The sequence below is a fragment of the Mucilaginibacter sp. KACC 22773 genome (genome assembly GCF_028736215.1).
In the GTDB taxonomy this organism is placed as follows: Bacteria; Bacteroidota; Bacteroidia; order Sphingobacteriales; family Sphingobacteriaceae; genus Mucilaginibacter.
Genome location: NZ_CP117883.1, coordinates 6,256,342 through 6,271,622 on the forward strand (window position 1 = coordinate 6,256,342; position 15,281 = coordinate 6,271,622).

Consider the following 15,281-nt stretch of genomic DNA (forward strand, 5'->3'; position numbering starts at 1 on the left):
GCGTGCCTTTTAATTTTCGATAAATATATGTTTATTACCAATAACTACATTTACATCAATGGAACACCCGCTTGATAATCCTGCCTGGAACGCCTCAATCACCGGCAATCAAAACCTTGCCGAAGGTACGGATACGGTTAAATGTTTTTTGCCTGACGTATCGCCTTTTGCCGGGATGATACAAAACACCCCCGAAAACTTTGCTGCCCTTTACGATATTGTTCAACCCAAACGCACGGTTGCTGTTTTCAGCCCCGGAGACTACGAAATACCCCATCCGTGGAAAGTAGTAAACCCCATGAAATGCCTGCAAATGGTGTATCAAAACGCTGCGCCGCCGGCAATTACCGACATTGCCTTTACCCCGTTAAATGACGGGCATATCCCTGCTATGCTGGCGCTCACCAAACTAACAAATCCGGGTCCCTTTTTTGACCGGACTATCGATTTTGGCAACTATTTTGGCATTTTTATTGGCAGTGAGCTGGTGGCCATGGCCGGGCGCAGGTTACAGCCTTTACCCTATATGGAAGTAAGCGCCGTCTGCAATCACCCCGATCACCTAGGGAAGGGTTACGCCAGCCGCCTTATTATGCACCAGGTACGGTTGATTAAAGAAGCAGGCGGAATCCCGTTTTTACATGTGCTGCAAAGCAACACAAATGCCATTAAAGTATATGAAAAACTGGGCTTTGTGACCCGTACTGCAATGAATATCTGCGCAATAGTCAAGAATTAATCAACATAAAACTTTTGTTAATTAAGTGTGTAAATTACAAGTAATGTGCTATGTTTGTTATTCCCGATAATAAACCTATACATTCCGGATATGAATATCAAAACAGGATTTGCGCTTTTAAGCTTACTTACATTGCTGCTAAAAAGCCAGTGCATTTGCGCACAGCAGCAAACCGCCACTATCAACATAGATTTAAATGCCGAAACCGGCAACATGAGCCCCGTTTGGGCATGGTTTGGGCACGATGAGCCCAACTACACCTACATGAAAGACGGCCGCAAACTGCTTTCCCACCTGGCCGCTTTAAGCCCCACACCGGTGCACATGCGGGTACATAACCTGCTTACCACCGGCAATGGCGAAGCCGCCCTCAAGTGGGGATCGACTAATGCGTATACTGAAGATCCTGAGGGGAAACCGGTTTACAACTGGCACCTGGTTGATAGCATATTTGATACTTACATTAAACTGGGCATGAAACCCTACGCCCAGATAGGCTTTATGCCCCAGGCCCTATCCACCCATCCCGAACCTTACCGCCATCACTGGAAACCGGGCGACGACTATAATGACATTTACACCGGCTGGGCCTATCCGCCTAAAGATTACAACAAATGGGAAGAACTGATATACCAGTGGGTAAAACACTCGGTTGCCCGCTATGGCAAAAAAGAAGTAGAAAGCTGGTACTGGGAAGTATGGAACGAGCCTAACATTAGCTACTGGAAAGGCACTATGCCCGAGTTTTTTAAGATGTATGATTACGCTGCCCAGGGCCTGCGCAGGGCCTTACCTACCGCCAAAATTGGCGGCCCCGAAATAGCAGGCGGATCGAGCCAGAGCGGGATGAAGTTTTTGAGGGCATTTATTGAACATTGCCTCACCGGCACCAACTATGCCACCGGCAAAACAGGCTCGCCGTTGGATGTTATTTCCTTTCATGCCAAGGGGCAGCCTACATTGGTTAATGGCCACGTACGCATGAATATGGCCCCCCAAATGCGCGATATCCGTGAAGGCTTTAAAATAGTGGCATCGTACCCGCAAACCAAAAACATCCCCATTGTTATCGGCGAATCTGACCCGGAAGGCTGCGCGGCCTGTGGTATGGCCACCAACCCATCCAACGCATACCGCAACGGCACCATGTATTCCAGCTATACGGCGGCCTCGTTTGCGCGCAAGTATTTACTGGCCGACTCGTTGGGCGTTAACTTTATGGGGGCGGTATCCTGGTCGTTTGAGTTTGAAAACCAGCCCTGGTTTTATGGGTTCAGGGATTTGGCTACCAACGGGGTTGATAAGCCGGTACTTAACGTATTCCGGATGTTTGGGATGATGCAGGGCAAACGGCTTAAGGTTAATGCCAGCCAGATGCACCCGCTTACAGCCGTTATCGACTCGGGCCTGAGGGGGGCCAACACCGATATTGGCGCGCTGGCCGCCAAAGACAAAAAGCAGGCAACCGTAATGGTATGGAATTACCACGACGATGATATCCAGGCTGCAGGGCAACCCGTAGCAATAACGCTCAGCAACCTGCCCGCGCGCACCGCAACCATTGTACAATACCAAATTGATAACCAGCACAGTAACTCCTACGAGGCATGGAAAAAAATGGGATCGCCGCAAAACCCCACGCCCGGCCAGGTGAAACAGCTGGAGCAAGCCGGGCAACTGCAAACCGTTGGCAAACCCCAAAAATTGCAGGTTAAAGCCGGGCTTTTAAATACCACCATTACCCTGCCCCGGCAAGGTGTAGCTCTGTTGAAGTTAAACTGGGAGTAAGTTTTGAGTCTGAAGTCTTGAGTTCTGAGTCTTGAGTCTGAAGTCCTAAGTCAAAAAAAACTTTCCTGACTTAAGACTTTGGACTTCAGACTTAGAGCTTCAATCAATAGCCCCATATATAAACCAGCCATTCAATAGCAGGTAAACCGCCAGCAACACCTGTGCACATATAAAATCAAAGCGTTTGGCTTTGGTTTCCTGGCCTTTTTTAATCAGCCTTAACGAGTAAGCCGTGCATATAATAATGCAGAGTATAAAAAACAGCGTTGTGCCATGCAGCGTATCCACCAGCGTAAAGGTAGTCGACTCGGGCAGCGACGAATCGATGATGTATTTGTTACCAATTACCGCAAACAGTGCGCCCACACTCAGCCCAAACCGCGAGTCGATGCTATCGGTGTGGATATAAAAACACATATACGCTATCAGGAAGGCCACATACATACCCAGGAACATCTTCCAAAACAGGCCCATCGCGTCGCGGGCTATCTTCAGGGTAACCTTAAAGTTGCTGTATTCGGTATGGGGTTTGGCCAATGTGGTATCGCCAAAGCCGGTTTCGTATTTCTTGATGCCGGCGGCTATCCCCAGGCTGTCAACACGCCAGCCGCGCAGGGTAAAGCGGGGGTCGAAATGTTTGCCCAGCGTATCGGGCACAAATATCAGCGAGTGCGAATCAAACTGCGAATTCTCTATCGAGAAGCGCAGTTTCTGCTTATCAAAGGGGAAATTATTAATGGCCCAGGAATCCTTCATTACACATTGCAGTTTCATGAGCAGGTACACCTTGCTACCCGACGAATCGATGGTTGAAAACGATTTAGTAACCGTTTTGGCCTGCGGTACCTCCAGGTTTTGCACAAAATCAAAATCGCGGTTTTTGTATTTGAGCCACAGCCAAAGGTCAATGGTGTACTCTTTATCCTTAAAGTTAATGTCATGAATACTGGTAATGTACACCCCGGTTTTCACCGTATCGGCGTGTGGCTTACTGGCATGGGCGGCCGTGCATGCCAGCAGGAGTACCAATGCAAAAATCAGCTTGTTTTTCAATGGCAATGGTTAAAATAGTTGCGACGCTAATATAACAAAATAGCCGGGCAATACCGGCGTTGGTTTTAAAAACCCTCCATCGCCCCAATTTTTATGTACTATACAAAAAGCTTTAAAATGATCCGGAAATATCCAAAAAAGTTTCAAAAAGTTCCCAAAAAAGCACACAAATAGCATATAAATTCAAACCGGCAATTTCCTTAAAAAACGGCCTGTTTTTGGCAGGTTATTAATTGTTATTTTCACACTTAAACCAGTAAAGAGACCAAAATAGCAACACTTCTGCCCCACCTCCGGCACCCCCGAAACACCCCCAAACCACCCCGCCGCAGCACCAAACCGGCACCGTTATGGCACCAAACTTACACCATAAAAAAATCAAATGGGCGTTGCCCCGTTGGCAGAAACGGGGCTCGGGCTGTACGCTCATACTACACCGGCCTTAGGCGCCGGGCCGGTATCCGCTGCCATCCCTAACGCAGGCTGCGGGGTATATAATCTCAAGTGATTATAAGTTGTCAAATCCAGGGATTCCAAAGCCACTTTCCCCAATTCCCTCCCCACGGGAGGGGCGCGATAGCAATGCGGGCAAAGGCAGGGAGGGGTTAATGAACTATTGGCTTTCGGGGGAACGATTTAGCAAAACATGTCACTACGCCAGCATCATCGCTATGCTTCATGTTTTGTGGATTACAAAATCACTTTGTAGAGACTACAACTTTGGCCCGCTCATGGCCGCGGGAGAGCCTAGTTCCTTTTGTCTTGGCAAAAGGAACCAAAACCGCTGTCAGCAGAAATGCTTCGCGCACGGGCCTTTGCCCTGCAAAACGGGCAAAACCTGGGCTGGAATTATTTTGCCCCGAGGCTCCTTTTCCCGCGCACATGCAAAAACTTCCTATGCCCTGCAGCCGCACAGCCCCACATTGTTTTGCCCGTTTTCGCCCGAAGCTGTTCTGCTGACGATTTTGGGGAACACGAGAACTTTTCGAATTCCGAAGGCATTTTCCCCAATTCCCTCCCCACGGGAGGGGCGCGATAGCAATGCGGGCAAAGGCAGGGAGGGGTCAATGAACTATTTGCTTTCCGGGGAACGATTTAGCAAACAATGTCATTACGCCATCATTATACTTCATGTTTTGTAGGTTACCAATTACTTTGTAGAAACTACAACACCGGTCCGCTCATGGCCGCGGGAGGGCCTAGTTCCTTTTGTCTTGGCAAAAGGAACCAAAACCGCTGTCAGCAGAAATGCTTCTCTGCGCTCGGGGCCTTTGCCCTGCAAAACGGGCAAAACCTGGGCTGGAATTATTTTGCCCCGGCACACTTTGTCCCTCCGCGCATGCAAAAACTTCCTATGCCCTGCAGCCGCACCACCCCGCATTGTTTTGCCCGTTTTCGCCCGAAGCTGTTCTGCTGACACTTTGGGGAACACGAGAACTTTTCGAATTCCAAAGCCACTTTCCCCAGTTCCCTCCCTTGGGAGGGGCGCGATAGAAATGCGGGCAAAGGCAGGGAGGGGTTAATGAACTATTTGCTTTCCGGGGAACGATTTAGCAAACAATGTCATTACGCCATCATTATACTTCATGTTTTGTAGGTTACCAAATTACTTTGTAGAAATTACAACACCGGCCCGCTCATGGCCGCGGGAGGGCCTAGTTCCTTTTGTCTTGGCAAAAGGAACCAAAACCGCTGTCAGCAGAAATGCTTCTTTGCGCTCCTGGCCTTTGCCCTGCAAAACGGGCAAAACCTGGGCTGGAATTATTTTGCCCCGAGGCTCTTTTCCCACACGCATGCAAAAACTTCCTATGCCCTGCCACCCCACCGCCCCGCATTGTTTTGCCCGTTTTCGCCCGAAGCTGTTCTGCTGACGACTTACGGAAACGAGGGATTTTCGGCTTTCGAACGCGATTTTTTTAAGTTGATAATCAATTATTTAAATCTATGTCATTGCGAGCGCAGCGCGGCAACCTCGTAGTCATGTGATCCGAATTATTAAGGATCACGAAACTACTTTGTAGAAGCTACAACATTGGCCCGCTCATGGCCGCGGGAGGGCCTAGTCCTTTTTGTCTTGAAACAAAAAGGACCAAAAAATTCAAGTCAGCAGAAATGCTTCTTTGCGCACGGGCCTTTGCCCTGCAAAACGGGCAAAACCTGGGCTGGAATTATTTTGCCCCGAGGCTCTTTTCCCACGCGCATGCAAAAACTTCCTATGCCCTGCCACCCCACCGCCCCGCATTGTTTTGCCCGTTTTCGCCTGAAGCTGTTCTGCTGACACTTCGGGGAACACGAGAACTTTTTCGAATTCCAAAGGCGCTTTCCCCAATTCCCTCCCCACGGGAGGGGCGCGATAGAATGCGGGCAAAGGCAGGGAGGGGTTAATGAACTATTTGCTTTTAGTGGAACGATTTAGCAAAACATGTCACTACGCCAGCATCATCGATATGCTCCATGTTTTGTGGGTTGCCGTCCCGTACAAGGCTTTATCAAATGGGTATAACAAGCTTATGGCAAGAAATCAGTATAGATTTTGAGGTGTACGGACTTAAAGATAACGACTGGTGGGATTTTGAACCCAACAGTTATAATTATGATGCTTTTTGGGTAAAGCGTATGTAATTGATTAAATTTGGATAACTAAAGAAGAAAGGGAAATAAAATGGCAACGATAACAAATAGCTTATCTGTAAAAAAAGGATTTGGTGCCGGTACTGTCAGCGACCAGGTTAAAAGTCATGCTAATGATCCTTTCGTGGTAAAAAAGGTCGAGGAAGCCACCAAAACCATTCAAAGGGTTGGCTTGCCGGGCAAAAAAAAGCAATAGCGTATTTGACGGTTTATAAATTAAAGGCTGGATATTTAATCCGGCCTTTTCTCTTTTTAATGGTATTTGTAGTTATAGCAAGCCTATTGACCTGTCTGACGGATAAAAATATTCTAATCTAATCATTACCATTAATTATATTCTGAAAATTCCCGTTCGGCAGTAATAGACGGATTTCTTTTAAACGATGTCTTGTACTAAACAAGCGCTGTACCAAAACTATCCCGGTTACACAGCCCCGAAAGGGCGGCATCCAACTGCGATGGGCATCGCCCATCGATTAAAAATGCATCAACCCAAAAAACCTGAAAGGGTGACATATCAGCTGCCGAACTGTGCGTGTGGGCTTAAACGACATACAAAATAACACTTATCTCCGCACAGGTTATTAAGGCGGCGTATCTGACTTTCAAAAAGATGGCTATTGCGCTAAAATGTTTTAGCAAGGAAGTTGTATCGAGGTTTACGGTGGCCACCCTGTGCTTCAGGATAGGTTTCGGTTATAAAAATCACAAGTGACCTAAACCTGCAGGCAGCCACGCAACACTTGCGCTAAGCTGGGTTTATACGTTTTTATTTCATAACTTTATGATAATCAATAAAGCCATGTTATTTAAACCCGTTTTAGAAGATATAGAGTTCAATGAAACAGAAGCCATAGTCGATCCACTATATGGTTCTGTTCAAATAAGTTCATTTGAAAAACGATTAATAAACACACCTGAGTTTCAAAGACTGCGCGGAATTAAACAATTAGGGTTTGTGAGTCTCGTTTATCCTGCGGCAGAACACAGTCGTTTTGTACATAGCATCGGCGTATGCTATCAAGCTAAAAAATTAATTTGGCAGATAAATGAGAATTTTAAACGCGAAAAACGATATAGAAGTTGGAGAAAATCTGGGAAATACGGCTCAACTTTACCTGAAATTCCATTAACAGACGTAGAAATAACTACTGTAGAAAAAATTGTTATTTCTGCAGCTGCACTTTTACATGATTTGCCACACTCCCCCTTTTCTCATGAAATTGAGTCCCCTAATTCTGATCCTTTATATGGGATTCTCAGTCACGATAAATTTGATTCAAATCCCGTACTGTTCAAATATCTGTTTGACACTGAACATTCAACCCTAGCAAATGTCATAAAGATTTACAATACAAAGTTTTGGGAAATATTAAAAGCTGACAAAAAATGGTTTAGTATAATATCAAAAAATTTTAATGATAATTTCAGTATAACTGATGATGGTTTTATAAAAGTTACTGCATCTTCACTTATTTCTTCAGAAAATAATCACAGCATGCAAAAACTACCGCTCCTGGCTGTGATGATTTTTGAATTGCACCTTTTTGAGAAGCCAAAACATTGGATAAACGTAGAAAATATTTTTTCAAATGTTGATGCCAGATCGGTTATAACAAGTTGGTCAGACAATTCAGAACAACTTTTATGGAAACCTATTCCTGGTTGGTTCAGACCTTATAGAAAAGATATCGTTAGTAATACAATTTGTGCTGATTTGATTGATTATGTAGAACGAGATGGAAAACATACCGGAATAATTTCTTCAATTGATCTTAAATTTTTGGACAGAATGACAATTTCCCGAGCAATTCCTCAGTACGATGACCAGCCAGTTTTAAAAACAAAGTGGGAAAAGATACCGGCGTTTTGCGAGCATGTTGTTTTTGATATTTATGACCATAAAAGAGGATTTATCCGCGAGTCTGTAATAACGGAAATATTATCATGCTTACAGGCAAGGTATCAGTTGACTGAACGAGTTTATCATCATAGAGTTGTAGAAGGTGCAAGGGCAATGTTACAGGAAATCGCACGATTATTATGTAGCTCCAATGTTTTAACTATTCAGGACCTCCACACATGTAACTCTAATTATCCTAATATGCCCATTAGCGATGAAAGTTTTTTGGAATGGGTTATGGATGTCGATAAACGAATGGAAAAACATCCAAATGCCAAAGAAGCTATTATAAAAGCTGCGAAAATTGCAGAGCTACTCAAAAACCGTAGAATTTATCGCGAGGCCGTTATAATAGATGGTATCCATGGTTACGAAACTGGCTCGATGACTGGGTCAGATAGCAATTGTATTGCACTCGATAATGCCTTATTATCTAATGCTCAAGATGTAACACAACGAAGAGTAATAATGATGAATGCAATTTCAGATGAATTAAAAAATACCTATATTAAGGATGACGCTCTTGACTTTGATAATGAACCGCTTGCAACTATTGGAGCGCGAATTTATGGAAAGAAATATAAAGTGCCTCGAGTTTTAGTAGCGAAACCATTTTTTAATTCAGATAAAGAAATTCAACAATTAGATGTATCACCCTTATTCGCATGTCAAGACCCTCCTCATATAAAAACACAATTAGATGCAATGAGAGTCGCCTATAATAGTTTGTGGCGTGTATTTTTATTCATTCACCCGGCCTTTCATTGGAACAGAAAAGACGCAGAATCAAAAATCTATTTTGATATGCATAGTCGGATAGAGAAACTTTTTTTGGATTTTACAAATAATGAAACATTAATTAAGTGGCGAAACTCCATCGACTTTTCGCAATTGTTACCAACATTGCCCATTGATTATGTTGAATTTATAAAAATTAGTGTAATCAAGAGTGCGAATACACAAGAAGTAGACGAGTTGGTTTCTGATGCTGAATTAAGAGATTTATTGAAGGAAATTTTTGCAAAGGCACCAAATGATTCAAATAATATTCAACCATTAAAGGACAAGGATTTTGTTCTCTTTAAAGACCTAATTTCAAAGGACAAATCCTTAATTCAATATATATCCCTCCCAGGCAAAAAAGAGAAATTGATAAACGAAATGTCAACACCGCTTTTGCAAACAAATAAAAATGGAAATATACGAAGTATAGTAGACGGCTTTAAAATAGTAATGGCCACGGACAGCAATGGAGACATTTTTTCGCAAAAACTATGAGGCCCTATTCAAATTATCAAAAATGGATAATGAATAGGTTTAATAATCCCGAACCAAAACTGGCGTTAGAAAATCACTTAAATTATCTATTAAATGAAGTTAAGCAACTTAATTTTCCTATTAAACTATCGGCAGTCGCAAAAAAAATCGGGATTAATCCTAACCCTATTTATATAAATCAACCTTATGACGCAAGCCTCATTTTACATGATGATAAAGTTCGAATTGCTTTAAAAATCGGGGTTGATAATAAACGATCTTTAACAAGTTGGGAAAGATTCTCTTACGCCCATGAACTTATACATTGCCTGTCATATGATCTTTCTAGTATACCTAACAAAAGGATAGCCCCTCTACCTAATAAACTTGAGGAAGAGCATTTATGCAATTACGGGGCCATCAAACTGTTACTTCCTACAAAAGTACTTCAACGATATTTTCAAAATATAGTTTCAACCGGCACTTCGTACATGGAAACAATAAAGGAAATTGCTTCTGTATCAGAATGTAGTGTTCCGATGGTCACAATGGAGTTATTTAACGTAAACTTAATAAAACCAACTCCCAATACTATTTATATTTTATCTCAAAGGGGCAGTGGATATCAAAGAAAAGACATAGTAAAACCGCGTTGTCTCGTCAGTATTTACCTTGACGAGAATGGAAATAAACAGCCTTTTTTAGCAAGCCAACAAGGCTTACAGCACGTCCGCCTTAATGATGATGACAAAAAATGGTCATTGTTAAATTTCTTTGAACGCCATGAATTAAATCAAATAACTATTCAAAACGAAATAATATATAATGACAAAACGGGGATGAAAGCTACAATAAGTGGTACTCATACTAAGTTCACGGATAATTCATTAATTTGGTCTGAATTAAATGTTGAAAAATATTCGAACTAACCGCTTAACATTGTTAGGAGACGCTCAAGACAAAGTTTTCAATGGTTTCGTCAGTATGACTATTATCATTATTTACCTTCCAATCCCAGTTGTTGTTTTTCAACTCATTGCCAATGATCTTTCGAATGTATTGAGTAGGTAACAGTTCTGAATTCAATACTTTATGTTGTTTGAATTTTCCATCTCTAAAACTAAAAATTATAATATAATCATTGAACCGTTTTGCTTCGTTTACAATATCATTAATTCCCACTATTTCATCGAAATCCGCACCTGGTATATTTTGTAAGATGTTATTTATATGACGGTTATTAATAGGTAAAATATGTAAATGTGCATGAGTTGTAGAACACAACGAATGATTAACTTCATTAGAAAACGAACCATGCTCAAAACATAATAACGTCATATTACTATCAACAACTAACCTATCAGCCATCTTTATCAGCAATTTATGTAATTCCTGTTGCTTACCAAGATTTTCTACATAGTTTAATAAACTATTACAGTGTACTGTTGGCACAATTAAACAGTGTCCATTCTCTAATGCCCCAATACTTGGTATGACGCAAAAATGATCATCTTTATATAGAAACGCATTTTTCAAGCCAAATTTATTGGATTGCTGAAATCTATTATATTGAGTTAAACCTAAAAGTTCATTACAAATACTACAAGTCATTTCTTTATAAATTTATCGAAGTTACTTTTAAAAAAATCAATATTGGAAAAATGTTCCCAAGGTAAAATTGATGAAGATTTTGCATAATTTCCAGTCATGACAATTTTTTGATCGAGTCCTGACACATGCCCTATCTTTAGGATATTAAATCTATCAATAAGTTGTTCACTTTCCTCGCAATCCATTAAAGTGAATAAAAGGCCAAAATCACCACCAATATTTAATATATAATTTACCCAATCAAGGTCTTCATCAAACCCTATCGGAAAAACATATTCTATTTTGTTAAGGTCAACATTAAACGTTAACTTATTTACTTCTGATAACAATTGCAAACTTGCAAAAACACCATCTGATGTATCAATACAACTTGAACAAAGATTTGAATAAGATAATCCTCTACCTAATTCAATATCAGCTTTGGGGGTAAAAATAGATGACGATTTCCCATTAGCATAATCAATGTATTTAGCAAACGCATTACCGACGGGTTTGGACAAGCAAATTATATCTCCAATTTGAGCACCATTTCTTGTCAAAATTCTGCCTTTACTTTTTCCCAGTATTGTACCGCTTAAATAGATTTTCTCAGCTTCTTTTGTATCTCCTCCTAACAAAGAAATATGATAATATTCTAGTTCTTCCTTTATACCAGATAACAGCTCTTCAAATTTCTCTACCTCTAAATCTTTTGGTAACGACACAGCAAATAAAAAGCCTATAGGATCACATCCCATAGCCGCAATATCACTAGCATTTTGAGTAACAAACAATTGCCCCAATTCCTTAAGTGATCCTCCAATTTTTAAAACAAAAGGATTATTAAATGCCTGGTCGACCGAGATTACGAATTGTTCTTCTTGTGATCCAAATATTGCACAGTCGTCAAGTGCAAGATTCTTAAAAAACTTCTCTTTAATTATACTCTGTATTATTTGACGTTCACCCAGTTCTGAAAGTTTCATTATAATAATTTATATCCAATACTATTCTTGTGGCGTTCTGCCTCTACCTCGTTGTGATGATTCTGATTCACGCCCAATTTCCGAAATGTTGTTTTTTTCCCCAAATAAAGCCTCTGTAGCACCGATAAGTCTCTTAATGAAGATTTCAGTTGAAAAGCCTACCAAAAATGAAGTTATCATTATAAAATATAAAGAGCTTGCATTATTTGATGCATTTGTTGTATTTCCTGCTGCCGCGTTCAGGCCTGACTTAATAAATATAATCGAAACAACTGCAAAAATTCCCGAATGAAGGGGGGTTAATATTTGCCATAACATTCGATTTCTTTGATAATCATCTTCCTTAACCGCTTTTATAACCTGACGAGATGCATTTAAGGTTCCTCCTATCATACCAAATGAAAAACATAATAGCGGATTCTTCAGATCTTTAAATGGAGCACTTAAAAATAAAGGAGCAAAACTTTGTGGGTACATTACTGCCAACGTAATCCAAGATGCAGCCACTAATAAAATGGTGTGATAAATCGAGATTATTATCCACGGAGCCCATTTGGTATTCAGACCTTGATTATCAGGACTATTTGTGTTAGTAAACATTTAGTGATCGGATTAGTAATTGAATTAATATAAAGTTGCGAAGAAAAAGTGAGGAAAACGTTACAATATTTTAGTAAATCAATTATGCCATAGACTCATTTACTAAGAATTTTAATTTTGTCCCCTCAGTATATCTTTAAAAAAGGCTCCCACTACCGCAAGTATTCCCGCTGCCGCCCCTGTAATCCCGGGTATGTCCCCATGCAAATCACACTGTTTTAATAACCCACAAAGCCCAACGCTTCCCCCAACTTCCGCATGAGGGATTGAAGTGGGTACCGGCCTGTGGCTAATGCCTTGTGCAGTATGAACGGAAAGCCCGGCCCCCGTTTCTACCGGCGGGGGACATGCCCATTTTAGTATCAAGTAGTATTTTAGTGTCAAGTAGTAAGTATCAAGTAGCAAGACTTTTTTTGGCTTCCTTACGGGGCCGGGATGCTTTCAAATTCTAAAAAAAAATCAGGGTTCACTTCCTTAACGCAGGGATTTGCAGGGTGGAGAAACCCCTCCCTACCCTCCCAGGGGAAGGAATCGCACGGGCCTGGGCCTTTTAATTCTAAAATAAAAAAATCCGAAACGGCGTAGCCCTCTTTAACACCATTGATAACAAACAACAGTTAAAAATCGAACATCCGAAATCCGAAATCAAACTACACTCCTTCCTTAATCCCCGTATGTTTTTTAATAACGGTTGATAGCTGCTGCGGGTTGAAGGGTTTCAGGATGCAATCGTTAAAGCCGCTGGCCAGCAGGTCGGCAAGCATTTTTTGGTCTACGAGGGAGGCGGTGAAGGCGATGACGGGTACCTGTGGGTATTTCTTTTTGATTTCGAACACCGCTTCGTAACCGTTCATTACCGGCATTTCCAGGTCGAGCAGTACCACATCATAGTGGGGGAAATCTTCCAGCCGGGCCAGGGCTTCCACGCCGTCGTAGGCGGCATCAACCGTGGCGCCAAAGCTGGTGAGGGCCTTTTTGGCTACCATCATGTTTATTTTGTTGTCTTCGGCCAGTAGTACCCTTAGTAATTTAAGGTCGCCGTTGCCCGCTGCGGGCTTTAGCGGTATAGGAAGCGGCGCCGCATCGGCAATGCTAAACGTTAAACCGAACGAAAACTTGCTGCCCATGCCTTTTTCGCTCTCGAGCGATAGTTTGGACCCCATCATCTGCAATATGCGGTTGCAAATGGTAAGGCCCAGGCCGGTGCCGGTAAGTTCGCGGGTGCCTTCGTGGTACACCTGCCAAAAGCCCTCAAAAATCTTTTCCTGGTCGGCCTTATCAATGCCGATGCCGGTATCTTCAATCACAAAGTCGACGGTTATCAGCTTGTCGTTTTTTTTAAGGCAGGTGGCTTTTAGCTTTACGTAGCCGTTGCCGGTAAATTTAAGGGCGTTGGCAAAAATATTGTTGAGCACCTGCGTAAGGCGCATATCGTCGGCCAGTACCAGGGTATCCAGTTGCCGGTCAATCTCGGCCAGTACCTCCACATTGCTGTTTGCCGATAGCACTTTAAAGGGCAGGCATACATTGAGCAAAAAGTTGCTTAAATTGATGGTGACGGGGTGCAGTTCCAGTTTGCCGGCTTCTATCTTGTTAAAATCGAGGATATCATTTACCTGCTGCAGCATATGGTCGGCCGAGTTTTGGAGGATGCTGATGTACTCGGCCTGGCGCGTGGCCGAGTTTTCCTGTTTCAGCAGGTTTACAATACCGATGATGCCGTTTAAGGGGGTGCGCAGCTCGTGCCCCATAGTGGCCAGGAACTGGGTTTTGGTATTAATAACCCGGTTGCTTTGGGTAACTATCTCTTCGATATACTTTTTTTCGAAAAACGTGTACAACGCCGCCAGCACAATGGTTGAACCCAGCGCCGTAAAGCGGTTAACCAGGGCCAGCCGTGCTGCCTGCCCGGACGTAAAACTGGCCAGCGGAGGTACGTAGTTACCAATAACAATACAGGCAACAAAGGCAAATATCATGATGCCCACAAAAATGCCAGGCTTTTTGGCGTGCTTATGCTTCAGGTCGACAACCAGCGGTACGGCTATCAGGGCAGGGAAAAAGAAGAGGTATTGGTCGGTTTGCAAGCCTTCAAGCAGCACCAGGCACACCAGCAGCCCGCAGATGACCGAAAATATGGATATGGTAAGGTCTTTAATGGCATCCTGCCATTTTAATACCACAAACATTAAAATAGCCAGACAAAAGCAAGCCAGCAAAAACGACGACACATACATGCCGATAAAGGCGTCATAAACCGACAAAAACACCCCCAGCGACAGGGCCGAAAGCCCCAGCTGGTAAGTGCGTTTGGATACTTCCTTTAAATCAAACAAAAGATCCTGGCGCTTAGCGTCCGCATTAACCGGCTGATGGTATTTATCGGTAATTTTATCCATAGGGGTAAGCAGGCCCGCTGCTTTGATTAAATGTGATGTTTGTATTTTGCCAAAAGAATTTTACCTGTTGTAAGTGAAGCACTTACAACCGCGTGTAACAAGTATTTGACTTTGTAAAAGTACTTATATATTCTTGAAAAATTGTAATGGGAATGGGCATGGCTGCGACGACTCACCCCGACGAGGCTGCGCCCGTCTGCCCCTCTCTCCGACTGCGTCGCATAGAGGGGCGAAAAAATTATTTCTTCCTTTCATCAACCCTCTTTGCGGCTTCAGCCGGAGAGAGGGTGGCCCAGCGTAGCGTCGGCCGGGTGAGTCGTAGCCGGCGTTCCCCT

The 15,281-nt window shown here is 42.7% G+C and carries 12 protein-coding genes; 6 read left to right on the top strand and 6 right to left on the bottom strand.

Features of this window, described 5'->3' with window-relative positions; genetic code table 11:
• The first annotated feature begins 58 nt into the window (after positions 1 to 58).
• Both PQ469_RS25920 and PQ469_RS25925 read left to right on the top strand, forming a co-directional pair.
• Entirely contained in the window at positions 59 to 739 is a 681-nt protein-coding gene (locus PQ469_RS25920; protein ID WP_274210265.1) for a GNAT family N-acetyltransferase, read from the top strand.
• Between the two features lie 90 nt (positions 740 to 829).
• Positions 830 to 2,527, top strand: coding sequence for a GH39 family glycosyl hydrolase (locus PQ469_RS25925; RefSeq protein ID WP_274210266.1), 1,698 nt, complete (start codon positions 830 to 832; stop codon positions 2,525 to 2,527).
• 99 nt (positions 2,528 to 2,626) lie between these two features.
• Here PQ469_RS25925 and PQ469_RS25930 read toward each other — a convergent pair whose 3' ends face one another.
• Both PQ469_RS25930 and PQ469_RS25935 read right to left on the bottom strand, forming a co-directional pair.
• Positions 2,627 to 3,580, bottom strand: a complete 954-nt coding sequence (locus tag PQ469_RS25930) for a ligand-gated ion channel (protein ID WP_274210267.1) — start codon at positions 3,578 to 3,580, stop codon at positions 2,627 to 2,629.
• A 2,098-nt stretch (positions 3,581 to 5,678) separates the two neighbouring features.
• Positions 5,679 to 5,894 (bottom strand): hypothetical protein, encoded by a 216-nt coding sequence (locus PQ469_RS25935; RefSeq protein WP_274210268.1) that lies wholly within the window; start codon positions 5,892 to 5,894, stop codon positions 5,679 to 5,681.
• Positions 5,895 to 6,073: 179 nt separating this feature from the next.
• On the opposite strand from PQ469_RS25935, the gene PQ469_RS25940 reads away from it, so the two are divergent.
• From PQ469_RS25940 to PQ469_RS25955, 4 genes are all read left to right on the top strand, one after another.
• Positions 6,074 to 6,202, top strand: coding sequence for a DUF6934 family protein (locus PQ469_RS25940; protein ID WP_274210269.1), 129 nt, complete (start codon positions 6,074 to 6,076; stop codon positions 6,200 to 6,202).
• A 40-nt stretch (positions 6,203 to 6,242) separates the two neighbouring features.
• Entirely contained in the window at positions 6,243 to 6,407 is a 165-nt protein-coding gene (locus PQ469_RS25945) for a hypothetical protein (RefSeq protein ID WP_274210270.1), read from the top strand.
• Between the two features lie 588 nt (positions 6,408 to 6,995).
• On the top strand, positions 6,996 to 9,392 hold the full coding sequence (locus PQ469_RS25950) for an HD domain-containing protein (RefSeq protein ID WP_274210271.1): 2,397 nt from the start codon (positions 6,996 to 6,998) through the stop codon (positions 9,390 to 9,392).
• A 29-nt stretch (positions 9,393 to 9,421) separates the two neighbouring features.
• A complete protein-coding gene (locus PQ469_RS25955) occupies positions 9,422 to 10,300 on the top strand; it encodes an ImmA/IrrE family metallo-endopeptidase (RefSeq protein ID WP_274210272.1) in 879 nt (292 codons plus the stop codon).
• Positions 10,301 to 10,313: 13 nt separating this feature from the next.
• Here PQ469_RS25955 and PQ469_RS25960 read toward each other — a convergent pair whose 3' ends face one another.
• The 4 genes from PQ469_RS25960 to PQ469_RS25975 form a co-directional block, all read right to left on the bottom strand.
• Complete coding sequence (locus PQ469_RS25960; protein ID WP_274210273.1) at positions 10,314 to 10,982, bottom strand: HIT domain-containing protein; 669 nt, start codon at positions 10,980 to 10,982, stop codon at positions 10,314 to 10,316.
• The gene (locus tag PQ469_RS25965; RefSeq protein WP_274210274.1) at positions 10,979 to 11,947 is read right to left on the bottom strand and encodes a thiamine-phosphate kinase; all 969 of its coding nucleotides are present in this window, start codon (positions 11,945 to 11,947) and stop codon (positions 10,979 to 10,981) included. The genes PQ469_RS25960 and PQ469_RS25965 overlap by 4 nt, the downstream gene beginning before the upstream one ends.
• Positions 11,948 to 11,968: 21 nt before the next feature.
• Entirely contained in the window at positions 11,969 to 12,547 is a 579-nt protein-coding gene (locus PQ469_RS25970) for a hypothetical protein (RefSeq protein ID WP_274210275.1), read from the bottom strand.
• 650 nt (positions 12,548 to 13,197) lie between these two features.
• The gene (locus PQ469_RS25975; RefSeq protein ID WP_274210276.1) at positions 13,198 to 14,946 is read right to left on the bottom strand and encodes a response regulator; all 1,749 of its coding nucleotides are present in this window, start codon (positions 14,944 to 14,946) and stop codon (positions 13,198 to 13,200) included.
• Positions 14,947 to 15,281: the final 335 nt, after the last annotated feature.

Bases quoted from the DNA above. Each gene is read 5' to 3' on its own strand.
- PQ469_RS25920 (WP_274210265.1), top strand. From the start codon at position 59: ATGGAACACCCGCTTGATAATCCTGCCTGGAACGCCTCAATCACCGGC.
- PQ469_RS25925 (WP_274210266.1), top strand. From the start codon at position 830: ATGAATATCAAAACAGGATTTGCGCTTTTAAGCTTACTTACATTGCTG.
- PQ469_RS25940 (WP_274210269.1), top strand. From the start codon at position 6,074: ATGGGTATAACAAGCTTATGGCAAGAAATCAGTATAGATTTTGAGGTG.
- PQ469_RS25945 (WP_274210270.1), top strand. From the start codon at position 6,243: ATGGCAACGATAACAAATAGCTTATCTGTAAAAAAAGGATTTGGTGCC.
- PQ469_RS25950 (WP_274210271.1), top strand. From the start codon at position 6,996: ATGATAATCAATAAAGCCATGTTATTTAAACCCGTTTTAGAAGATATA.
- PQ469_RS25955 (WP_274210272.1), top strand. From the start codon at position 9,422: ATGAATAGGTTTAATAATCCCGAACCAAAACTGGCGTTAGAAAATCAC.
- PQ469_RS25960 (WP_274210273.1), bottom strand. From the start codon at position 10,982: ATGACTTGTAGTATTTGTAATGAACTTTTAGGTTTAACTCAATATAAT.
- PQ469_RS25965 (WP_274210274.1), bottom strand. From the start codon at position 11,947: ATGAAACTTTCAGAACTGGGTGAACGTCAAATAATACAGAGTATAATT.
- PQ469_RS25970 (WP_274210275.1), bottom strand. From the start codon at position 12,547: ATGTTTACTAACACAAATAGTCCTGATAATCAAGGTCTGAATACCAAA.
- PQ469_RS25975 (WP_274210276.1), bottom strand. From the start codon at position 14,946: ATGGATAAAATTACCGATAAATACCATCAGCCGGTTAATGCGGACGCT.